The organism is Pedobacter lithocola, assembly GCF_042650845.1.
GTDB classification, from domain to species: Bacteria; Bacteroidota; Bacteroidia; order Sphingobacteriales; family Sphingobacteriaceae; genus Pedobacter; species Pedobacter lithocola.
In genome coordinates this window covers 1-24,238 of sequence record NZ_JBHSBW010000007.1, presented here as the reverse complement: position 1 = coordinate 24,238, position 24,238 = coordinate 1, and the positions used below count along the sequence as shown (strand labels likewise).

17 protein-coding genes are annotated in these 24,238 nt (G+C 34.8%); 14 read left to right on the top strand and 3 right to left on the bottom strand.

Annotated features, from left to right (window positions below; translation table 11 throughout):
• Positions 1 to 107 precede the first annotated feature (107 nt).
• Both ACFOWA_RS02510 and rpsA read left to right on the top strand, forming a co-directional pair.
• A complete protein-coding gene (locus tag ACFOWA_RS02510; protein ID WP_378981454.1) occupies positions 108 to 827 on the top strand; it encodes an SH3 domain-containing protein in 720 nt (239 codons plus the stop codon).
• A gap of 385 nt (positions 828 to 1,212) precedes the next feature.
• A complete protein-coding gene (gene rpsA / locus ACFOWA_RS02505; protein WP_378981452.1) occupies positions 1,213 to 3,147 on the top strand; it encodes a 30S ribosomal protein S1 in 1,935 nt (644 codons plus the stop codon).
• A gap of 62 nt (positions 3,148 to 3,209) precedes the next feature.
• On the opposite strand, the gene ACFOWA_RS02500 is transcribed toward rpsA, so the two are convergent.
• Positions 3,210 to 3,935 (bottom strand): glycosyltransferase family 2 protein, encoded by a 726-nt coding sequence (locus tag ACFOWA_RS02500; protein ID WP_378981450.1) that lies wholly within the window; start codon positions 3,933 to 3,935, stop codon positions 3,210 to 3,212.
• A gap of 117 nt (positions 3,936 to 4,052) precedes the next feature.
• Between ACFOWA_RS02500 and ACFOWA_RS02495 the strand changes: the two genes are divergently transcribed.
• The gene (locus ACFOWA_RS02495) at positions 4,053 to 5,651 is read left to right on the top strand and encodes a beta-N-acetylhexosaminidase (RefSeq protein WP_378981448.1); all 1,599 of its coding nucleotides are present in this window, start codon (positions 4,053 to 4,055) and stop codon (positions 5,649 to 5,651) included.
• Here ACFOWA_RS02495 and ACFOWA_RS02490 read toward each other — a convergent pair.
• On the bottom strand, positions 5,648 to 6,049 hold the full coding sequence (locus tag ACFOWA_RS02490) for a thiol-disulfide oxidoreductase DCC family protein (protein WP_378981446.1): 402 nt from the start codon (positions 6,047 to 6,049) through the stop codon (positions 5,648 to 5,650). The two genes, ACFOWA_RS02495 and ACFOWA_RS02490, sit on opposite strands and share 4 nt — an antisense overlap.
• 170 nt (positions 6,050 to 6,219) lie before the next feature.
• Here ACFOWA_RS02490 and pyrR point away from each other — a divergent pair, with 170 nt between their 5' ends.
• The 11 genes from pyrR to ACFOWA_RS02435 all read left to right on the top strand — a co-directional run bounded on the left by pyrR (position 6,220) and on the right by ACFOWA_RS02435 (position 22,825).
• Positions 6,220 to 6,765: a bifunctional pyr operon transcriptional regulator/uracil phosphoribosyltransferase PyrR gene (pyrR, locus tag ACFOWA_RS02485; RefSeq protein WP_378981444.1), complete on the top strand. Its 546-nt coding sequence runs from the start codon at positions 6,220 to 6,222 to the stop codon at positions 6,763 to 6,765.
• A gap of 6 nt (positions 6,766 to 6,771) precedes the next feature.
• Complete coding sequence (locus ACFOWA_RS02480; protein WP_378981442.1) at positions 6,772 to 7,701, top strand: aspartate carbamoyltransferase catalytic subunit; 930 nt, start codon at positions 6,772 to 6,774, stop codon at positions 7,699 to 7,701.
• 377 nt (positions 7,702 to 8,078) lie between these two features.
• Entirely contained in the window at positions 8,079 to 11,105 is a 3,027-nt protein-coding gene (locus ACFOWA_RS02475; RefSeq protein ID WP_378981440.1) for a tetratricopeptide repeat protein, read from the top strand.
• 4 nt (positions 11,106 to 11,109) lie between these two features.
• Positions 11,110 to 12,807 carry a hypothetical protein gene (locus ACFOWA_RS02470; protein ID WP_378981438.1) on the top strand — a complete coding sequence of 566 codons (1,698 nt, stop codon included), beginning with the start codon at positions 11,110 to 11,112 and terminating at the stop codon, positions 12,805 to 12,807.
• Positions 12,808 to 12,860: 53 nt separating this feature from the next.
• Positions 12,861 to 14,285, top strand: coding sequence for an HU domain-containing protein (locus ACFOWA_RS02465; RefSeq protein ID WP_378981436.1), 1,425 nt, complete (start codon positions 12,861 to 12,863; stop codon positions 14,283 to 14,285).
• Positions 14,285 to 14,989 carry a MotA/TolQ/ExbB proton channel family protein gene (locus tag ACFOWA_RS02460; protein WP_123205073.1) on the top strand — a complete coding sequence of 235 codons (705 nt, stop codon included), beginning with the start codon at positions 14,285 to 14,287 and terminating at the stop codon, positions 14,987 to 14,989. The genes ACFOWA_RS02465 and ACFOWA_RS02460 overlap by 1 nt, the downstream gene beginning before the upstream one ends.
• Entirely contained in the window at positions 14,989 to 15,390 is a 402-nt protein-coding gene (locus ACFOWA_RS02455) for an ExbD/TolR family protein (protein ID WP_378981434.1), read from the top strand. The genes ACFOWA_RS02460 and ACFOWA_RS02455 overlap by 1 nt, the downstream gene beginning before the upstream one ends.
• Positions 15,390 to 16,205, top strand: a complete 816-nt coding sequence (locus tag ACFOWA_RS02450) for an energy transducer TonB (RefSeq protein WP_378981432.1) — start codon at positions 15,390 to 15,392, stop codon at positions 16,203 to 16,205. Before ACFOWA_RS02455 ends, ACFOWA_RS02450 begins: the two co-directional genes overlap by 1 nt.
• An 84-nt stretch (positions 16,206 to 16,289) precedes the next feature.
• On the top strand, positions 16,290 to 17,534 hold the full coding sequence (locus tag ACFOWA_RS02445) for a bifunctional folylpolyglutamate synthase/dihydrofolate synthase (protein ID WP_378981430.1): 1,245 nt from the start codon (positions 16,290 to 16,292) through the stop codon (positions 17,532 to 17,534).
• A gap of 69 nt (positions 17,535 to 17,603) precedes the next feature.
• On the top strand, positions 17,604 to 19,259 hold the full coding sequence (gene pafA / locus ACFOWA_RS02440; RefSeq protein ID WP_378981428.1) for an alkaline phosphatase PafA: 1,656 nt from the start codon (positions 17,604 to 17,606) through the stop codon (positions 19,257 to 19,259).
• A 173-nt stretch (positions 19,260 to 19,432) separates the two neighbouring features.
• The gene (locus ACFOWA_RS02435; protein ID WP_378981426.1) at positions 19,433 to 22,825 is read left to right on the top strand and encodes a methylmalonyl-CoA mutase family protein; all 3,393 of its coding nucleotides are present in this window, start codon (positions 19,433 to 19,435) and stop codon (positions 22,823 to 22,825) included.
• 52 nt (positions 22,826 to 22,877) lie between these two features.
• Here ACFOWA_RS02435 and ACFOWA_RS02430 read toward each other — a convergent pair whose 3' ends face one another.
• Positions 22,878 to 23,858, bottom strand: coding sequence for an acyl-ACP desaturase (locus ACFOWA_RS02430; RefSeq protein WP_378981424.1), 981 nt, complete (start codon positions 23,856 to 23,858; stop codon positions 22,878 to 22,880).
• Between the last annotated feature and the right edge of the window lie 380 nt (positions 23,859 to 24,238).

The following is a 24,238-nucleotide window of genomic DNA, read 5'->3' as shown; positions in this document are numbered from 1 at the left end:
AAGTAGCTAATTAAAACTATTTTCTAATTTTGGAAACGTTTAGCACGGTGTTTGTTCAAAAGCATCATATTAAAACTAAACCACTGCCCTGCAGAAATTCCAATAATATGAATAAAATATTCCTCCTTTTTATCGCTGTATTTCTTTTCGCTACCACCTTGTATGCACAAGACATGTACCGTGTAAAAGCTGATAAACTTAACGTAAGAGCAACCAATAGCCCAACAAGTAAAGTTGTAGGTTCAATAAAACAAGATGAAAATGTTGTGGTTTTAGATTCTACCGACGCAAAATATTTTAAAATTAAAGTAAGCAATGGCGAAGGTTTTGTTAGCAAAGAATATTTAGTAAGGATAGCATCAGCCCCAAAACCAGTTGTGGCTAAACCAGCAGTTTCAGTAGAAGTGCCGAAAATTGCGAAAGACTATTCGAACATCATCTTCTTTGTTATAGTTGCACTAATTATGTGCACCATATTGTTCTTCGTTTTTAAATATGCCGGTCAGAATAAAATTTTAATAGGCTTTTCTTTAATTATCGTACTTGTAGTTGGCTACTTTTGCTTTATTACCTTTATAAAAGAGAAAACTGTAAGTGGCACTTTTGCTACTGCTGCCGATACCCAATATCAATCTTTTGATTTTAATACCAACGATTCAGTTATTGTAAAAGACATTTATAATGATTCGACATTTACTGCAAAATATGTTATTGAAGGTGATATGATTAAATTATACGACCAACAAAACATGATTTTACTTTTAATAAGAGATGAAAAAACACTAATTGGAGAAGGTTTTACAAGAGGAACTTTTACAAAAAAGTAGGATTTTAAAGCACAGATTTAGTTAATAAACCCGATAGAGCGGAATAGCCCGGAACCCGATTTTTTTATCGGGTGAGGACTATAAGCGAAAGCGGGGCTGCTGTTTCCGAAGAATTACTGAATGCTAATTTTCAAGAAAGAAAAACCTGGCTTACATGTGTTTAATTTTAAGCATTAATCTTTATTTTTGGTCATCAATCATTCTTTTTTATCTCTTCACTCTTCCACTATTTATCGTATAATCTTGATACTTCATACCAAATACATAACACTAATATCCTAATCCATTAAAAATCAGCAACATTTATTAAAAAAATTTTTTCTATTAATTAAAATATTTTTACCTTTGCAATCCCTAAATAGGGAAAAAAGGAGATAATTAATTAATGGCTAAAAAACAAGTAGCAGAAAAAGAATTAGCAGCTAAAACAGCTGAACTTCAGGGAGAAGGCGGACGCCTGACTGAAAAAGAAACGATTGAATCAGAAGCTGATTCAGTTTCGATCGAATCGATCAAATCATCATTAGCAACACCAACCGAAGATTTCGATTGGGATGCAGATGAAAAAGTTTTTGGTAATTACAATGAAGCAGACCGTAAAAAGTTTGAAGATATGTATGCCGGAACATTCAATCAGATCACTAAAGGTGAAATCATTAGCGGTATTGTTGTTTCTATTAACAACAAAGATGTAGTATTAAACGTTGGTTTTAAATCAGATGGTTTAGTTTCTACTTCTGAATTCCGTGATACACCAGATCTTAAAATCGGCGATTCAGTTGACGTTTTCGTTGAAGCACCAGAAGATGCTAACGGTCAATTGATCCTTTCTCGCAAAAGAGCTAAAACCCAAAGATCATGGGAAGCAATTAACGAGGCTCTTGAAAATGATAGAATCATCAATGGTTTCGTTAAGAGCCGTACTAAAGGTGGTTTAATTGTTGATATCATGGGCGTTGAAGCTTTCTTACCAGGATCTCAAATTGATATCAAACCTATCCGCGATTACGATGTGTACGTGGGTAAAACAATGGAGTTTAAAGTTGTTAAAATTAACCATGAGTTTAAAAACGTAGTAGTTTCTCATAAAGTGTTAATTGAAGACGATTTAGAAAGCCAAAAAGTAGAAATTGTTTCTAAATTAGAAAAAGGACAAGTATTAGAAGGTACTGTTAAAAACATTACTGATTTCGGTGTATTCATCGATTTAGGTGGTGTAGATGGTTTACTTCACATTACTGATATTTCTTGGGGCCGCATAGAGCATCCAAAAGAAGTATTATCATTAGATGAAAAAATCAACGTTGTTGTTTTAGATTTCGATGATGAGAAAAAACGTATTGCTTTAGGTTTAAAACAATTAACTCCACACCCTTGGGAAAATTTAGATGCTAACTTAGCTGTTGGTTCTAAAGTAAAAGGAAAAATCGTAACTGTTGCAGATTACGGTGCTTTCTTAGAAATTATACCAGGTGTTGAAGGTTTAATCCACGTTTCTGAAATGAGTTGGTCGCAAAACTTAAGAAATCCACAAGAATTCTTAAAAGTTGGTGATGAGATCGAAGCTGAAGTTTTAACTTTAGATAGAGACGAACGCAAAATGAGCTTAGGTATTAAACAATTATCTAACGACCCATGGCAAGAAGTTGCTGCTAAATTCCCAGTTGGAAGCAAGCACAAAGCAACTGTTAAAAACATGACTAACTTCGGTGTTTTTGTTGAAATTGAAGAAGGAATTGATGGTTTAATCCACATCTCTGATTTATCTTGGTCTAAAAAAGTAAACCACCCTAACGAATTCACTAAAGTTGGTGATGTATTAGATGTTGTTGTTTTAGAACTTGATGTTGATAACCGTAAATTAAGCTTAGGTCATAAACAATTAGAAGAAAACCCTTGGGATACTTTCGAAACTATCTTCACTTTAGATTCGGTTCACCAAGGTACTGTTGTTAAAGTAACTGATAAAGGTGCTGTTATTGCTTTACCTTATGGTGTAGAAGGTTTCGTACCAACTAAACACATGGTAAAAGAAGATGGTTCATCGGTTAAAGCTGAAGAAACTAACGATTTCAAAATTATCGAGTTTAACAAAGAAGCTAAACGCATCGTTGTTTCTCATGCTCGTATTTGGGAAGAAGTTAAAGCTGAAGCAGTAGCTGAAGAAAGAAATGCTAAAAAGAAAGAAGCGAAAGCATCTATAACAGCAGTTAAAAAAGTTAAAGATTCTGTAGAGAAATCTACTTTAGGAGACTTAGACGTATTGGCTCAATTGAAATCGCAATTAGAAGGCGAAGAAAGCAAAGCTAAAAAAGGCTAGTTTTTTAACTATAAAGCAAAAGAGCTCCCGATGAAAATCGGGAGCTCTTTTGCTTTATGCTATTATTTATATATTCTGCCTAAAAGTAGTTTGAAATAAAAAAAAGGTAGGTACAATGGATTATACTTAAACAAGTGTTGCTTAGTTGCGTTATGAAGGTTTTGACCTAAATTTACCGTAGTTGTTTTGTTCTCGCCATCAGAATGAAATATTCCAAGTATAGCATCAATTTTAACAATTTTAAATTTCTGATAGGCTTTAAGAATGAACCAAATATCCATAGAATAATGGTCTTGAACCTGAAACTCCCCTATTCGCTCTTGAACTTTACGCTTATAAAAATAACTGACCGGATTATTTGGAAACAAGTTTAACCAATACAGCAAAACATCCTTGTAATGTGACGATGGTATTCTTAGTAATTCTTCATTCGCACTCTTAAAAATTAGGTTTCCAACAATCATATCTGCATCTCTATTATTTTGGAATGCCAATACTATATTATCGAATGCGTTAGGTAAAAATTCATCATCAGCGTTCAGGTAAACGATAATATCTCCCGAGCTCATTCTAAATGCCTTATTCATCGCATCAGATTGTCCATTATCTTTTTCTGAAATAAATTTTAGGTGCGAATATTCTTCAATTATAGATAGCGTATTGTCTTTCGAATCCCCATCAATAATAATGTGTTCAAAGTTTGCATAATTTTGAATCAACACACTATCAATTGCTCTTCTTAAGTATTTTCCAGAATTAAAAGATGGCGTTAGAACGCTTATTTGCATAGTAGATAGGATGAATTTTACTTAAATGCGCCAAACATCGATCCAAAACTAAAGTTTCTGCTATTTACTCCTACAGGAAAAGTTTTTCTTTATTTTTGAAAGGAAAACTGCCTTATTATGAAAATACTTATCTTATTGTTTTTAACCACTACTTTTTTCAAACTTTCAGCTCAGGAAATAAATATCATTCCACAACCAGTAAAATTAGAAGTTAAATCAAAGGAATTTTCATTTAAAATAGATAGTAATACCGTATTATATACAAATGATTCATTGGCCAACCCATCAGTTGAGTTTTTCCAAAATTATTTGCGTAAAAATTATAGCTTCGAACTCAAACTAAGTAGAATACCAGACGTAAATCGAATTAACGCTATAAATCTAATAATTGCTAAAAAGATTTCAAGTTCAAAGGAGTATAATTTATCTGTAACAAACAAATCTATAAATGTAGGCTCTGCTTCTGATACAGCCATTTTTCAAGGTATCCAGACGCTTATTCAACTCTTACCAATCACAAAATCTCTTCCGCTTCAAATTCCGTGGGTTTCCATCATTGACTATCCCCGTTTCGATTACCGCGGAATGCACTTAGATGTAAGTCGCCATTTTTTCGATGTAGCATTTGTAAAAAAATACCTTGATTATTTAGCGCTTCATAAAATGAATTATTTTCATTGGCACTTAACTGATGACCATGGTTGGAGAATAGAGATAAAAAAATATCCAAAACTAACCGAAACAGGTTCGTGGCGCAATGGCAGTATTATCGGTTTATATCCAGGAACAGGAAACGATGGAATTAGATATGGCGGGTATTATACCCAAGAGCAAATAAAAGATGTAATTGATTATGCCGCAAAACGTTTCATTACAATTATCCCTGAAATAGAAATGCCAGCTCACAACTTGGCTACTCTAGCTTCCTACTCAGAATTAGGAACCGAACCGAACAAAAAATATGAGGTGGCACAAACCTGGGGTATTTTTAATAAATTCAATAACGTGCTGCAGCCAACAGATACTACTTTTAAGTTTCTAGAAAATGTATTAACCGAAGTAATGGATTTATTCCCATCTCCATACATTCACATCGGGGGCGATGAAGCTGCGAAAACCTGGTGGAAACAATCAGCAGTATCACAACAAATTATGAAAGCCAACGGTTTAAAAACTGAAAGCGAATTGCAAAGTTATTTCATTCGCCGGATGGAAAAATTTGTAAACAGCAAGGGAAAAACCATTATCGGCTGGAATGAAATATTACAAGGCGGCTTGGCTCCAAATGCTGTGGTAATGAGTTGGCAAGGCGAAAAAGGTGGCATTGAAGCTGCAAAGCAAAAACACAAAGCCATTATGACGCCCGAAATGAAAATGTATTTTAATCATGCTCAATTCGCTAAAGAAGATAGCTTAACAGCCAATAAGGTTTCGCCTTTGCTAGATGTGTATAATTATGAACCGATTCCGGTAGAATTAAATACTGAACAGGCAAAATACATTTGGGGCGGACAAGGTTGTTTGTGGAGTGAGTACATTACCAATCCTGCCAAAGCAGAATATATGCTATTCCCCAGGCTTGATGCTTTAAGCGAAATTCTTTGGAGCCCAAAAGAGAAACGCAATTATCCCGATTTTTTGAAACGTTTAAAAACGCAATTTAAGCGGTACGATTTAATGGGAATTACATACTCAAAGAGATATTTGGACAACTAATCGTAAAATTTATTTTTTAATTCAAGAGTTGGAATCCAACAACTTTCTTGCTTACCAAACCATTTGTAACGATTTTTTGCTATGATATCGTAAACCCAATCGCGTATAAATTTTGGTATAATGATGAAGGTATAAAGCAAAGGCAATAAACCATTTAGCTTTTTAGCAACACGTAGTGCGGCTGATGATTTTGTGTAAACCCTCTCACCATCCACCAATAAAATTGAATTTAATTTTGTACTGTCGATGTTGAATTTTGGCAAAATCGTTTTGGCATATTCACCTTGCAAAGCCGTAAATTTGAAAACATTTTTCTTATCATGTTCAATAGTGAATTGAACCGAGGCATTACACAAATTGCAAACGCCATCAAAAAAAATAACAGGTTGAGTTTTCATTTCGAAGGTAAATTTAAGCTTTTTAATCAACGATATATCTTACAATTGATGAAAACGGATTCGAGCAACGCATGATTTTAGATCGCTGACTTATAACTTATAACGCATAAGTTAAAACTTTTTACTTTTAACTTTAAACTTTCTACTTATATTTGCCCAATCCTTCTTCAATGCAAAAGAAAACAATCTTTGACGGACAAAAAATTCAAATAACAATTAAAAGACTTTGCCGTCAGTTAATTGAAAATCACGACGATTTTTCTAATACCGTTTTAATAGGCATTCAGCCAAGAGGAATTTTTCTGGCAGATCGCATTCAATCAGAACTTCAAAACATCTTAAAAAACAAGAAAATATTAAAGGGCAACCTGGATATTACTTTTTTTAGAGATGATTTTCGCCGCAAAGATGGCTTAGTTACAGCAAGTAGTAACTCAATCGATTTTATAATTGAAGGGAAAAAAGTTATTCTAATTGATGATGTACTTTGGACAGGAAGAACCATAAGAGCTGCTTTGGATGCAGTACTGGCTTACGGTCGCCCAGAAAAAGTTGAACTTTTGGTTTTGATTGACAGAAGGTTTAGCAGACATTTACCTATCGAGGCTGATTACATTGGGCATCAGGTAGATAGCTTAAATTCTCAACATGTAAAAGTAAGCTGGGCTGATGAAGGTGCAGAAGACAAAGTGATTTTATTATCCGAAAAACAATAAATAGAAATGGCAGCAGAAAAACTATCAACCCGACATCTTTTAGGTATTAAAGATATTAACCGGAATGATATTGAATTAATTTTCGAAACTGCAGATAATTTTAAAGAGGTAATAAACCGACCTATTAAAAAGGTGCCATCACTTCGTGATATTACAATTGCCAATATATTCTTTGAAAACTCTACCAGAACAAAACTTTCTTTCGAATTGGCTGAGAAAAGACTTTCTGCCGATGTTGTAAATTTTGCCGCTTCTTCTTCATCTGTAAGTAAAGGCGAAACCTTAATAGATACCGTTAACAACATATTATCGATGAAAGTTGATATGGTTGTAATGCGCCATCCTTATGCTGGTGCGGGTCAGTTTTTAAGTCGCCATGTAAAAGCGCAAATTGTTAATGCAGGCGATGGTGCGCATGAACATCCTACTCAAGCATTGTTAGATGCTTTCTCTATTCGTCAAAAACTTGGTGATGTTGCCGGAAAAAAAGTTGTTATTGTAGGAGATATTCTGCACTCTAGAGTTGCGATTTCAAACATACTTTGCTTACAAAGATTAGGAGCAGATGTAATGGTTTGTGGTCCCACTACACTAATCCCTAAACACATCCATCAACTTGGAGTAAAAGTTGAGCATAATTTAATTAAAGCGCTGAATTGGTGTGATGTAGCAAATATGCTTCGCATTCAATTAGAGCGTCAAGACATTAAATATTTCCCATCTTTGAGAGAATACGCCATGATGTACGGCCTCAATAAACAAATACTGGACAATCTCGATAAGGAAATTATTGTAATGCATCCTGGTCCGATAAACCGTGGTGTTGAGATTACAAGCGATGTGGCAGACAGCAAACAATCCATCATTCTTGAACAAGTTGAAAATGGCGTTGCTGTAAGAATGGCGGTGTTGTATCTATTGGCTAGCCAGGGATAATTTTTAGTTCAATCGTTCATTAGTTAATGGTTTATTAGTATAGGCTATAGCGATTAGAGCAACTCATAAACAGTTAATAGATTTATACAAATCCAACTGTTAATCTCAACCAAATTCGGTTTACTATACCAACCTACCTATGAACTTATGATCAATGAACTATTCCACTTTTTCCACATTTTACATTCTTAGATACCAAATAAAAAATCTTGGCGTTAACTTGTGTTATTAACAGATGTTAATTACTTATGTTGATAAGCTATAATACAATTTCTAATTTAGTACCAACCATATTTGAAATCGGCGAGAAATTATAATCACAAACTGAGGTTACTGAGGTTACAATACCATCGTCACCAATGAAAAGATATACACTAATGAAAAACAAATACTTACTAATTCCGCTGCTTTTGGCTGGAAGTTTTAGCTCTTATGCGCAAGTGAGCGCAGTGCAAAACCTCAATAAAAACTACCAAACGGGTTTAGAATTATTAGATAAAGAGAAATATACTGCAGCATCGCAGCAATTTAAACTAGTAGAACAACATCGTTTTAAACCTGCAGCGCAATCAGAAAGCAATGCAGAACTCTCACTTTTAAAAGAAAATGCCAAATTTTATGCAGCAGTTTGCGCTTTAGAATTAACCAATAGCGATGCAGAAGGCTTGTTTCAAGAATTTATTCGCGATTACCCATTAAACCCTAATACAAAGCTTGCTTATTTTTATGTTGGGAAAACTTATTTCAACCAAAAAAATTATGAAAAAGCGTTAGAATGGTTTGAAAAAACTGATCCATCGACCCTTTCGGGCAAGCAAAGAAACGAATATCAATTTAAGCAAGGCTACTCCTATTTTCAACTAAAAGATTACGATAAGGCTGAGCCATTATTTGAGAAAGTTAAAAAAGAAGAAGGCGAATTTCAGGAAAGTGCAACTTATTATTTTGCCTACATTAATTACCTCAACAAAGAATACAAAACGGCTTTAGCAAACTTTGAAAAGCTTAAAGGTTCGCCAACTTATGAGGCAAGCTATCCATACTACATCACATCGATGTACTATTTAGATGAAAGATATGATGATGTAATAGGCTACGCCATACCAGCAATGGCTAAAACCAAACAACAGTTTGAACCCGAAATGTTAAGTTTGGTTGCTGCATCTTACTTCGCAAAATCTGAATTTAAAAATGCAGAGAAGTATTTCGCAGAATTTTACGCTAAAGATAAAAGCGATACAAAAAACAACTTATTTATTTACCAATATGGCTACTCGCTTTTTCAAAACAAAAAGTACAAAGAATCTGTAGCAATTTTAGAAAAATTAAATACTGATGATGTTTACCTGCAAAATGGTATGCACACTTTGGGTAAGGCCTTCATTCAATTGGGTAATAAAGAAAAAGCGCAAAGTGCATTCTTTCGTGCATCTCGTTTAGATTTTGATAAAGCAATTCAGGAAGAAGCCTGGTTAAATTATGCTAAATTAAGCTACGAATTGAATTTCCACCAGCAGGCCCTAGAAGCAACACAAACCTTCTTAAAAACCTTTCCAAAATCAAGAAAAATCAACGAGGCTAAAATTCTTTTGGGTGAGGTTTTGTTAACAACCAAAAATTACCAGGCCGCTGTTGATATTTTAGAACCTATTCCTGATAAAAATTTAGAAGCAAGAGAAGCTTATCAAAAAGTTACCTATTTCAGAGGTTTAGAGTTTTATAACGAAAGGGCTTTCCCAAATGCACTATCAATGTTCTTACGCTCTGATAAATTCCCTGAAGACAATGAAATTCATGCTTTAAATACATACTGGAAAGCAGAATCGATGTATGAATTGCGCAAATACGGTGAAGCAGTTACTAACTTCGAAAAGTTTTTAAAGATGCCAGATGCCGATAAAACAGGCGTTTATAATTTTGCGAGCTATGCATTAGCTTATGCTGCTTTCGAAGATGAAAAATATAGCAAAGCAGCCACTTATTTCGAGCGTTTTTTATCAGGTGATGATAAAGACCAAAAAACAATTGATGATGCGACCATCCGTTTAGCCGATTCTTATTTCGTAAACAAAAGCTATGGCGATGCGATGAACAGCTATAACAAAATCATCAACCGTAAAACTAGTGCTGAAGATTACGCTATTTTTCAAAAAGGAATGATACAAGGTTTGGAAAACCAATACGACACAAAAATTGCAACCATGCAAAGTTTGCTACAAAAATTTCCAAACTCGAACTATGCTGATGATGCCGGTTTTGAAACAGCTTACACTTATTTCAACAAAGGCGATTTAGAAAAATCAAAAACTGATTTAGTTGGTTTGGTTGCAAAATATCCTCGTAGCAGTTATGTTCCAAAGGCTTTAGTTACCATAGGATTGGTGCAATACAATCAAGACCAAGATGATGCGGCTTTAGAGTCGTTCAAGAAAGTAATTCGCGATTATCCAAGTGCTGATGAGGCTAAACAAGCAATGGAATCAATCAAAAACATTTACATTGATAAGGTCGACGCGAATGGTTTTATAACTTACGCCGGTACAACACCACTTGGCAATTATTCTAATGCAGAGCAAGATAACATTGTGTTTGCAGCAGCAAATAATCTATACTTCAAAGGCGATGCAAACGGAGCTTTGCAAGCCATTAATGCGTATTTCGATAAATTTCCAAAAGCAATTCATGATAAGGAAGGAAAATTTATCAGGGCTGAATCTTTAGTAAAATTAGGCAGACCTGATGAAGCTATTGCAGATTATGAATTCATCTTGAACGATTGGTCGAGCGATTACACTGAACGCTCTTTATTAAGTATTTCGAAAGTGTTTCTAGATCAGAAAAAATATAACGAGGCAATAGTTTACTTAAAAAGATTAGAAACCACTACAGATTATAAAGCGCATTACGGTTACGCCATAAATAATTTATTAAAAGCTTACACCGCTTTAAATTCTGCTGATGATATGATAAAATATGCTCAGCTAACCAAAGAGTCGGAAAAAGCGTCAGAAGAAGAAAAAAATAGTTCGGGTTTATATGCTGGTAAAGCTTATTTACTTAAAGGCGATACAACCACAGCAGTAAAAGAATTTAAGAACGTTGTTGCCACTACTAAAACAATAGCAGCAGCAGAAGCAAAATACAACTTAGCCTTTCTCGAATATACCAAAGGTGATTATAAAACATCATCAAAAACATGCTTCGATTTGATAAACAATATGGCTTCATACGATTATTGGGTTGCCAAAGCCTTTATCTTATTATCTGATAATTACGTGGCATTAAAAGATAATTTACAAGCAAAAAGTACGCTGCTCAGTATTATCGACAACTACGATAATAAGACAGATGATATCATCGTAACAGCTAAACAAAAATTAGAAAAATTAAACCCGAAGAAGTAGAATCATGAAGTTGAATAAATATATATACAGTACTTTATTTTTCCTGGCTGCCGGATTAGTTAACGTTCAGGCGCAGGAAAAAAAGCAGGAAGAAAAAGCTACGGTAAGTGAAGAAATTGAAGTTGTTCGTCCGTATAAACCAATATTAGCAGAAGCTGTAAAATTACGTAGAAGCCCAAATTTGGATGATGTTAAAACCTATAAAGCAAAGTTAAATTATAGCGTTACTGATAGAAAACTTGAAATTAACAGCGATATACAAAAACTACAGGCACAAGCTTTGGTTGATGAAAAACAGACTACATTATTAAATAATTATGTTAAAGGAGGCGTTGGTTCTTTATCAACTTTACTTGGTGAAGTTTACATCAATATGGATCGCGACCCGGCTTTGCAGGTTGGCGGTTATTTTAAACATTTAAGCCAGGAAGGTAAACTGAATAAACAAAACAGCAGCTACCAGCAATTTAGCCTTTTTGGCCGTAGTATTATGGATGAAAATACCGTAAGTGGTCGAATTAATTTCGAGCGCAATGGGTTGTATTTTTATGGTATAAATAACGATCGCCCATTATTAAATCCTAATCCAGAAAAACAAGCATTAACACTTTTTGAGGCGGAAGGAGAATTAATTAAGAACTACAAAGAAGACAATGATGCTTTTAGTTATGCTTTAAAAGCTAATGGATATGTTTGGAATGATAAATTTAGTGCTAAAGAAAGCTATGTGACTTTAAATGGATACCTAAATAAACGCATTAGTTCGTTAAATTTAGGTTTGGGTGCATCTACAGAATTTGGCAATACCAAAGATTTGGCAACAAGCGTTGGTAACAATTTATTGCGTTTAAACCCATACATCCGCTTACAGGTTCAAGGCGCAAAAGTTACGGCAGGAATAAACCTTGTTCAAGAATTTGGTGCATATAGCAGCACAAGAATATTCCCGGCAATTACCGCAGATTTAACATTAATTCCTGATTATTTGCAGGTTTTTGGTGAGGTTAAAGGTGATGTAACCCGAAACTCAATGAAAAGCTTTACCGATGAAAACCCCTGGCTAAACAGTAATATTTTAATCAAAAACACAGTTGAAAAACTAAGCATTAGTGCTGGTGTTAAAGGTACTGGCGGACCAGGTTTTGGGTATAAAGCCCGTTTCTACATTAAACAGGTTGATGATATGCCTTTATTCGTAAACAACTTTACAGATTTTAATAAGTTCGATGTAATTTACGATTCGGGCAAAGCAAAAATAACTGGGCTGGAAGGCGAAATTTCAGTTCAGTTAAGCGATGCATTAAAATGGACTGGTAAAGTTAATATTGATGATTATAAGCCATCTTCAGAAACATACAGCTGGTTTAAGCCAGGTTTGAAAGCAAGTTCAAACTTTGTTTATACGTATAACAAAAAACTAAGCTTTAATGCTGCAGTTGTTCTTCAAGATGATGTTAAAGCTAAATTATATACTTCGGCGCCTGTTAATCCTTTACAATATGTTTCTCCAAATACCGCTATTGAATCAATAGTCACGGTAAAAGGATTTGTTGATTTAGGTCTTGGTGCAGATTATCGCATCAATAATAAATTTTCAGTTTTCGCAAAAGCAAACAATATTTTAAACAGCAATTATAATAGATACTTATTTTATCAGGTAAATGGTTTTAACGTTTTTGGCGGACTAACCTACTCCTTCTAAGCACTGTAAATTAAAATTGTGCTGAATTAGAATAAAACGCTAATTTTACCCGAATGGACATCTTATTATACCTTTCAGAACTTTTGCAGCAACGTACTTCGGTTGGTATAACCAGCTTAGGCACTTTTTTTAAAAAGAAATTTGCTGGCAGATACGATAAAGAAAAACAATCGTTTTTGCCTCCAGGTTACACGCTTCAATTTTCATCAGAAGTTAAAGATGATGAGTTTTTAGCTACCTATATTGCAGAAAAATTACACATCTCTAAAGAAAGTGCTTCATATTACATTACGCAATTTGTTGAGGAAACCAATAAAAAGTTAGAATTAGCACACGAAGCTGAATTGGCAAATATTGGTAGGTTGTTCTTTACAGAACATGAGGGCTTAAGTTTTGAACCTTCTAAGAATATTTACTATGGTTCCGAATTTTATGGTCTCCCACCAGTAGTCGAAACTGAAGTAAATCAAATTTTTGATGAAAAGTCGCCTGATAAAGAAGAATCAAAAACTGAAGATGATATATATGAAGAAATAGCTGAGGCACCTGATAAAGATTCACGTCAAGATAAACTAGAAGAACCTACAAATACCGTTTTGCCGGTTATAGAAAACATCGAGTTAGATGAAATTACAGATGATTTTAAAAATACTTTATCAAACACAAAAGCAGAAGTAATTGATGAAGTTGTTGTTGAACATGAGGAGATAAGTGTTCCCGAATTTGTTAAAGAACAGCATGAAGAGCACCCATATCGCTTTGGGCACCAACCAGAATCCGAGTTACCTAAAACGTATTTAAACTTAAATGATGATGTTCATATTGCTGATGAAATAATAGAAGCGCCCAAATTTATTAAAGAACAGCATGCAGAACATCCTAATCGTTTTGGTAATGATCCATTGGATGCAGAAGTTTTGGAAGAAGAAGAAGAAGCACCTCAAGGCATATCTACCTGGCTTAAGGGTACCATTATAATTTTGACTTTGGTTATTATCGCTGCCATTACTTACTTAATTAAACCTGAGTTGTTCAACGGACAAACGGGAAATGTAAAAGATGCGAAGGCAGTTGTAGATACTCCGAAAGCTACTGTTGATACTGCAAAAGCAAAACAAGATTCGATTGCCAAAACGGATAGCATATTAAAAGCTAATCAAATTCAGAATAACATTGATACGACGAAAAAAAATAATTCGGGTAGTTCTAACGTTGTTGATAAGGTAAATACAAACACAGGCGTTACTACTTATGAAATTATTGGCGCATCGTTTAAAACCACAAAAAAAGCTGAGCAATTTGTTAAACAAATGAAAGGCTACGGTTTAACAGCCAGAATCGTTCCTATTGAAGGTCCGTATAAAAAAGTTAGTATAGCCTCTTATAAAACTGAAAAAGAAGCGCTAGCCGCCAGACCAATCTTGAGTAAAAAAGTTAGAATTAAAGAATTAGATATTAAACAGATAAACACACCATAATGATTGCACTATTGATTCAAGATACCACAAACGCATTACAAGATACTGCAAATGCAGTGAGCCCGGCATTATCACAACCCGCACCAGAATTACATTTTATAGATTTATTATTTAAGGGTGGTTGGGTAATGGTTCCCCTAGCATTTTTAGCATTTCTGGCTTTGGTAATTTTTGTAGAGCGTTATTTAACCATCAAAAAATCTACAAAAGATGAATCAAATTTAATGGTTCAAATCAGATCATATATCCAATCTGGTAATTTAGAAGGTGCCTCTGCCCTACTTAGAAATAATAACTCGCCACTTTCTCGCATGTTACAGAAAGGTTTAAAACGCATTGGTCGCCCAATTAAAGATATAGAAGGTGCTATTGAAAACGTGGGTAAATTAGAAGTTTCGAAACTGGAAAAAAACATAAGCATTTTAGGTATTGTAGCAGGTATTGCGCCAATGCTTGGTTTCGTAGGTACAATTGTTGGGGTTATTACAATCTTTCATCAGGTTTCAATTAAAGGTGCGATTGAAATTGGAACCATCTCTGGTGGTTTATATACCAAAATGATTACATCGGCAACTGGTTTAATTATAGGTATTATAGCTTATGTTTTATACCACATTTTAAACATTATGGTCGAAAAAATCATTTTAAAAATGGAAACCGATGCGATTGATTTTATTGATTTATTAGAAGAACCAGGCAAATAATGAATTTAAGAAAAAGAACAAAAGGCTCGGTAGAAGTACATACATCAGCATTAAATGATATAATGTTCTTCTTGATGCTGTTTTTTCTACTGGCTTCAGCCGTGGTTAATCCTCAGGTAGTAAAATTATTATTGCCTCAATCATCAAGCGGACAACAATCTACAGCAAAGAAAGCAGTTACGGTTAGCATAGACGAAAATTTAAATTACTTCGTTGATAAAAAACCTGCTACTGCAGAAAGTTTAATGCCAGCTGTAGAAGCATACCAAAAACTCGCACCTGATATGACCATTATTTTATATGTAGCCAAAAATGTACCTGCAGAAAATATTATGGTTGCGTATGATGTTGCAAACAAATTAAAACTCAAGCTTGTATTAGCGGTAGAGCCTAAAAAATAATGAATCACAACGAAGAAAATAATTATCCAAAAGCAGTTGCAATATCTACAGGGATAATGGCGCTATTGCTTGCGATTAGCTTTTTAATTGTGATTAATTCATTTCAACCTGCTGAGGAATTGGGTATGGGTGGCATGGTTGTAAACTATGGAACTGCAGAAACGGGAATGGGAGATGATTACACCAGTATTGAAGAGCCATCGGCTGATCCGAATGCCAATAATAAACGCCCAGACAAAGTAGTTCCTGAAGAAAAAGTTACTGAAAATACAGAATCGCAAACCAGTGATAAAGATATTCAAACTCAAAATACAGAAGATGCAATTAGTGTAAATACTAAAAAATCGAAACCAACTACCACTACGCCAACAACCACTACAGAGAATAAACCATCAACACCGATTATTAATCAAAATGCATTATATAAAGGCAAAAAGAATACAGGGCAAGGTGGTGGCGATGGTACAGGAACTACTGCAGGGAACCAAGGTTCGGTTAATGGCGACCCATTAGCTAATAATTATGGAAATGGTGGTTCGGGTTTTGGCAATAAGCCAATTGAGTTGAGACGTTTTTCAAACCTTGTTATTCCAAAAGATGATGGACAAAAAACCGGTAAAATTGCGATAAGAATATATTTCAATAAATCTGGAGACATTACCAGAGCAAACCAGGAATTAAAAGGATCAACAATAACAGATACCGAATTGGTAAATAAATGTATTCAGGCGGTATTAAATTCGTCTTTGAGTAAATCTGATGTGGGCACTGATAATCAAACTGGTGTTGTAGTATTCAATTTTAAAGTGAAATAAAACCGTTAAGCTTTCATACTTTTGTAGTCATATGTTATTATGAACTACCAACAAACTCTCGAATTTTTATACAGCAAGCTCCCAATGTTTACTAGGGTTGGAGCAACTGCATTTAAAAAAGATTTAACAAATACCATCATTTTATGTGAGGCTTTGGGCAATCCTCAAAGTAAGTTTAAAACCATTCATGTCGCCGGCACAAACGGTAAAGGTTCTACTTCGCACATGTTGGCTTCCGTTTTGCAAGCCCAGGGTTATAAAACCGGATTATATACTTCGCCACATCTCAAAGATTTTCGGGAGCGAATTCGCATTAATGGAAAAATGATTAGCAAAGCTGAAGTAAAATCCTTTGTTCAAGCCAATAAACAGATAATTTATGAAATTGAACCTTCATTTTTCGAAGCTACCGTTGCCATGGCTTTTGAGCATTTTGCAAAGCATAAAGTCGATATAGCAGTAATTGAAGTGGGCTTAGGTGGAAGATTAGACTCTACGAACATTATTACACCAGAAATTTCGGTGATAACGAATATCAGCTTAGACCATACTAACATGCTTGGCAATACGCTGCAAGAAATTGCTGGTGAAAAAGCTGGAATCATTAAAAAGCGAATCCCTGTTGTAATTGGTGAAACTCAGAAAGAATCTAAACCAGTTTTTATAGAGAAAGCGACATTGGTTAATGCACCAATTTATTTTGCTGATGATTTATTAGCTACAAAAGATATCTCAGTAAAAAACAACATACTTAACCTTTCTATTTATGAAGGCGAGGAATTAAAATATCCAAAGTTGAAAAGTGATTTAACCGGGTTGTATCAGCCAAAAAATATTGTTGCTGTGTTAAAAGCGCTTGAAATTCTAAACGACCAAAAAGAATTCCATATCGATAAAAAGGCCATTTATACTGGCTTAAGACAAGTGAAAAAGCTTACACAACTTCAAGGTCGCTGGCAAACACTAAATATTAATCCATTAATTATATGTGATACCGGCCACAACGAAGCGGGTATAAAAGAAATGCTTAAAAATATTGAGCAAACTGCATTTAAAAACCTGCACATGGTTTTTGGTATGGTTAAAGATAAAGACATCACCAAAGTTTTATCGTTTCTCCCTAAAAATGCAATATATTACTTTTGCAAACCAGATATCGAACGTGGGCTAGAAGCAGAAGAACTTCATAAACAAGCCGAAAGATTTGATTTAAAAGGTGTTAGTTATCATTCAGTAGTAGAGGCAAAAAATGCTGCAATAGAAAATGCTGAAGCTAACGACCTTATATTTATCGGCGGTAGTACATTCGTTGTAGCAGAAGCACTATAGAAACTTTACAAAAACTTCAAAAATTCTTCATCTTAAAATTATTAATTTAGCCCTTTAAACTAAAACAGAATGAAGAAAATTTCTTGCTTAATTGTTTCCCTTTCTATACTAACCCTCTCAACAGTTTCTGCTCAAACAAAAAAAGCAACACCAATAGCTAAGGCTTTTCCATCTGACATAGCTCGTCCTAAATTAGTTATAGGTTTAGTTGTTGATCAAATGCGATGGGACTATCTATATCGCTATTATAATCGCTACACAAAAGGTGGTTTCAAAAGATTAATTAACGAAGGTTTTTCCGTTGAAAATACTTTTATCCCTTACACGCCCACTTACACCGCAGTTGGTCATACCACAATTTACACGGGTTCTGTTCCTGCTATTCATGGCATTATTGGCAACGACTGGTACAATTCGGAAAGCAAAAAAAATGTTTATTGTACCGAAGATTCTTCGGTGGTTACAGTTGGTAGTAGCCCGTCATCAGAAGGAAATATGTCGCCAAAAAACTTATTGGCTACAACTATAACGGATGAATTAAGGTTAGCAACTAATTTTAAAGGAAAGGTAATTGGAATTTCTTTAAAAGATAGAGGCTCTATTTTACCAGCAGGACATGCCGCAAATGCAGCCTACTGGTATCAAGGAAGTACTGGAAATTGGATTACCAGTTCGTATTATATGAAGGAAGTTCCTACATGGATGGCCGATTATAATAAACTTAAACTAGCGAACAAATTTTATGCTAAAAACTGGGAAACGTTATATCCAATTGATACATATGAGAATAGTACCGCAGACCAAAAAGGTTATGAAGGAAAAACTAGCACTTTTCCTCACCAACTGACACAAAACATAAATAAAAACTTCGATGCCATTAGAAGCACACCTTACGGCAATACCATTACATTAGACTTAGCCAAACTGGCCATCCTATCAGAAGATTTAGGCGCAGATAACATTACAGATTTTTTAGCTGTTAGTTGTTCTGCTACAGATTATGTTGGTCATGCTTATGGCCCAAATTCAATTGAAGCAGAAGATACTTATTTACGTTTGGATAAGGATTTCGAAGAGTTTTTCAATTATCTAGATAAAAAAGTTGGAAAAGGACAATACACCATATTTTTAAGTGCCGATCATGGCGTAGCTCATGTTCCTGCATTTATGAAAGAGAATAAAATACCAGCAGGAATTGTTAGCGATAGGGATATCGTTTTTAAATTAAACGGATTTTTAAACAATAAATTTAAAGTGAACAATGTCGTTTTAAAATCAATGAATAATCAAATCATTTTTGATCATGATAAAACTGATAATGGAACGGTTAGTTTCGATGTTATAAAAGCAGCATCTATCGAATTTTTAAAACGAATGGATGGCTTTACAAACGTTATCGACATTTCGAGAATCGCTCAAACAACGCTACCAGAAGTTCAAAAAGAAATGATTACCAATGGATATAACGCCCGTAGAAGTGGCGATTTATATTATATACTAGATCCGAACTGGTTTAATGGTGCAAGTACGGGTACAACACACGGAAGTTGGAATCCTTATGATGCGCACATTCCATTAGTATTTATGGGTTGGGGTATAAAACCAGGTGCATCGAACAAAACTCATTACATGACTGATATTGCGCCAACTCTGGCTGCATTGCTTCATATCCAAATGCCAAATGGCTGCGTTGGTGAACCAATAACCGAGATTACAAATAAGTAATTTAAAGCCCCCAACTTGAAGTGCCCCCAAAAAGTTAGATACTTATTGGGGGCATTTTTATTATAATTAGTATCAATTCTATTATTAAAATCATCTGATGGTAAGGAATTATTACATTTGCATACCAGATATAAATTAAGAGAAGCCTATTCTTTTCTTTAACAGCCTGACTTATGCAACAAGTAGAAATATATAAACCTAAAAATAAAATTCGTTTTGTAACTGCTGCCTCACTATTTGATGGACATGATGCAACAATTAACATCATGCGCCGAATTTTGCAATCTTCAGGTGCAGAAGTTATTCATTTAGGACATAACCGTTCGGTTGATGAAGTTGTAAACTGTGCCATTCAAGAGGATGTGCAAGGCATTGCAATGACCTCCTATCAAGGCGGTCACATCGAATATTTCAAATACATGTACGATTTGTTGCAGAAACGCGGCTCAGGACATATTAAAATATTTGCAGGCGGTGGCGGTGTTATTCTTCCAACAGAAATTGAAGAACTTCAGGCTTATGGCATATCGAAGATTTATTCCCCTGATGATGGCCGAAAAATGGGTTTGCAAGGAATGATAAATGACATGCTAATTCAAACAGATTTCGTTACCAAAAGCAACATCACCGATGAGTTACAAACCATTCCAACTAAAGATATAAAAGCTATAGCCGGAGCAATTACCGTTGCAGAAAACGATCCTGAAGGTGCGCAATATTTTGTGGATGAACTTAAAAAACTTTCTCAAAACAATAGTGCTCCAATTTTAGGCATAACCGGGACTGGTGGTGCAGGTAAATCATCGTTGGTAGATGAATTGGTTCGTAGGTTTTTAGTAGAAGTTGAAGATAAAACGTTAGCTATAATTTCTGTCGATCCATCTAAAAGAAAAACCGGTGGTGCATTACTTGGCGATCGCATTCGCATGAATGCAATAAATAACCCAAGGGTTTACATGCGTTCATTGGCTACAAGGCAGGCAAACCTAGCGCTATCTAAAAACGTCCAAGAAAGCATAGATATTTGTAAGGCTGCAGGTTACGATTTAATTATTGTCGAAACATCTGGTATCGGTCAGTCTGATACGGAAATAACCGAACATTGTGATGTTTCTCTTTACGTAATGACTCCGGAATTTGGTGCTGCTACCCAACTGGAGAAAACTGACATGCTCGATTTTGCCGATTTAGTTGCCATAAATAAATTTGATAAGCGTGGTGCATTAGATGCCTTGCGTGATGTACGCAAGCAGTACAAGCGCAATCATAATATTTTCGAAGCGAAGGATGATGAAATTCCAGTTTATGGAACAATGGCATCTCAGTTCAATGATCCTGGAATGAATAACTTATTTGTTGCCTTAATGGAGCAAATTAAGATTAAAACAGGAACTGATTTTAAAGCACGAATGGAACTAACTTCAGAGCAATCTGAGAAAATTTACATCATACCACCTGATAGAATTCGTTATCTAGCGGAAATTGCAGAATCAAGCCAGGCTTATAATGAATGGGTTGATAAACAAACTTCCATTGCAAGAAAAATGTATCAGCTAAAAGGTGTAATTAATCTGCTAAATGAAAACAAAATAACCGATGAACAAGGCAAATCATCCCCATCCGGAGCAGATTTAGAAGGTACATTATCTTATTTTGAAGAACAATTGGATGGCGAATGCAAACGACTTTTACGCCAATGGCCTGAAACTAAAAAAAGTTATAAAGAAGAATTTTTTATCTACAACGTTCGGGATAAGGAAATTAAACTGCCACTGTTTTACGAGTCGCTATCAAAATTAAATATCCCTAAAGTCTCTCTACCTCGTTACGAAGATTGGGGCGATATCTTAAGATGGCTTTTAACCGAAAATTTACCTGGCGAATTTCCTTATGCAGCAGGAGTTTTTCCATTGAAGCGTGAAGGAGAAGATCCTACAAGAATGTTTGCAGGAGAAGGTGGTCCTGAACGGACAAACAAACGCTTTCATTATGTTTCGTTAGGTCAGCCCGCCCATCGCTTGTCAACAGCATTTGATTCCGTTACACTTTATGGCGAGGACCCACATATCCGCCCAGATATTTATGGTAAAATTGGAAACTCAGGTGTAAGTATTGCAACTTTGGATGACGCCAAAAAGTTATATTCTGGTTTCGACCTTTGTGCGCCATCTACTTCCGTATCCATGACAATCAATGGTCCGGCACCCATGCTTTTGGGCTTTTTCATGAATGCGGCAATCGACCAGCAATGTGAAAAATATATTATTGAAAATGGTTTGGAAGAAGTGATAGACCAAAAGATAGAAGATATTTATAAATCGCAAAATATTGCACGTCCAACTTATAGCGGTAACCTACCCGAAGGAAACAATGGATTAGGTTTAATGCTTTTAGGCGTAACTGGCGACCAAGTGTTACCTTCTGAGGTTTATGCAAAAATTAAAGCCTATGCCATAAGTTCGGTTCGTGGAACGGTTCAAGCTGATATTCTAAAAGAAGACCAAGCACAAAATACTTGTATTTTTTCTACAGAATTTGCTTTAAGAATGATGGGTGACATTCAGAAATATTTTATTGATGAAAAAGTTCGGAATTTTTATTCTGTTTCCATATCTGGTTATCATATTGCAGAAGCAGGAGCAAATCCAATATCTCAACTTGCTTTTACTTTAAGTAACGGTTTTACTTTTGTAGAATATTATTTAAGTCGGGGCATGCACATTGATGATTTTGCTCCAAACCTTTCCTTTTTCTTCTCTAACGGAATTGACCCAGAATATGCCGTTATAGGCAGAGTAGCTAGAAGAATTTGGGCTAAAGCCATCAAAAATAAATACAAAGGCAATGATAGATCTCAAAAACTAAAATACCACATTCAAACATCAGGTAGGTCATTACATGCTCAAGAGATAGATTTTAATGATATTCGTACAACGCTACAAGCACTATATGCCATTTACGACAATTGCAATTCATTGCACACTAATGCTTATGATGAAGCTATAACAACACCAACTGAAGAATCTGTTCGTAGAGCAATGGCAATTCAACTCATAATTAATAGAGAATTGGGTTTGGCAAAAAATGAGAATCCTCTTCAAGGTGCTTTCATAATTGAAGAATTAACCGACTTGGTTGAAGATGCTGTTTTGGCGGAATTTAAACGCATTAATGATCGTGGTGGCGTTTTAGGGGCTATGGAAACCATGTATCAACGCGGCAAAATACAAGAAGAAAGTTTATATTACGAAACGTTAAAACACACAGGGGAATATCCTATTATCGGTGTGAATACTTTCCTTAATAAAAACGGATCTCCAACCATTGTACCTGGCGAAGTAATTCGTGCAACCGAAGAAGAAAAACAATATCAAATTCAAACCTTAAAAACATTTCAGGAGAGAAATTCAGATAAAACTCAGGAAGCTTTAAAGCACTTACAAAAATCAGCAATAGCTGGTGATAATATTTTTGAGCAATTAATGGAAGTATGTAAAGTTTGTACTCTTGGTCAAATTAGCAAAGCACTTTACGAAGTTGGTGGGCAATATCGTAGAAACATGTAAAACAAAAAAAGCCACGATTTTAAATCGTGGCTTCTATAAAATATAGAATATTTTAACCAGCTATCCAGCTAAATTTATAATCAATTGTTGGGTTTTTCATTCTATCAGCTACACGTAACAATCTCGAAGGTAAATTCATAATGTAATCCCGAGCCTTTTCTCCTGCATCATCTAAATCACGCATACCTTCAATCTTCCAATCGATAATCAATTGCTGCATAATTTCTACATAATCTACCGCAGTGTAAACGCCTAAACGCTGAGCTGCGTCAGTAAAATGTCCAAAAGTTTGGCCAATTTTTAATCCTACTTCACGCAAAAAATGTGCAGGCATAACAATTTTTTTACGCATCATATCTTCAAAGGCTAACATTGCTTCATTTGGGTCAACCTCAAAAATACGATTCATGAAATCTTTATAAGCCTTCGCATGACGAGCTTCATCAGATGCAATAACGCCACACATTTTGGATAATAACGCGTCCCCATCCTTTTTAGCTAAAGAGGCAACTCTTCTATGAGAAACATTGGTTGCCAATTCCTGAAAACTTGTGTAAATAAAGTTTCTATATGGGTCATGACCTGTTCCTATATCAAATCCATCGGCAATTAAATATTGAGTAGAGATTTCCATCTGACGCATATCTACACGGCCAGATAAATACAAATACTTATTTAATAAATCACCATGACGATTTTCTTCTGCTGTCCAATGGCGAACCCACTTCATCCAGCCACCCTCTTCATCACCACTATGTCCATCAACCATCGCCAACCACGATTCGTATGTTGGCAACGCTTCTTCAGTAATGGTATCACCGATTAATACAGCAACTAAATCGTATGATAAATCCTTGGCATTTTCCCTTAAAATTCTAATATCCTGATAAAATGTTTCACTTGTAGAATCAGGTAAGAAATCAGATGGTTGCCAGTTTGTATCAATAGGTTTTAAATAAGTACCCATAGATTCAAGCATATATTTTTCAATATGCATCATTACTTCCCTTCTCTTATCTGCAAAAAAACTCATTATTTATTTATATATTATTTATGACAAAGATAACCAAATATTAACGCAAACCTTACACTATTAACATATTTGAGCAGATTCAGTTTTAAATATAATAGATGTTACAAACAAATCTATGTAATAATTTGAAAATTAAAATCAGCATTTCATAAATTCTTATTTTCAGCTACACAATACATTATTGTAGAAAAGAAAATAATACATGTTGGCCTAAGTTTAATATTATTTTGTAGATGGACTAAGTCTTAACAAGATTTTATCAAGCTTTATTATCTTGTAAATGAGGGTCAGTTTTCTATAGGTTCTTTAGTCCTGCTATCCACTACAATCTTTTTGGTTTAGGGTTTGTGGTAGACTGATTGTTGTAGCACCAAAAAGGA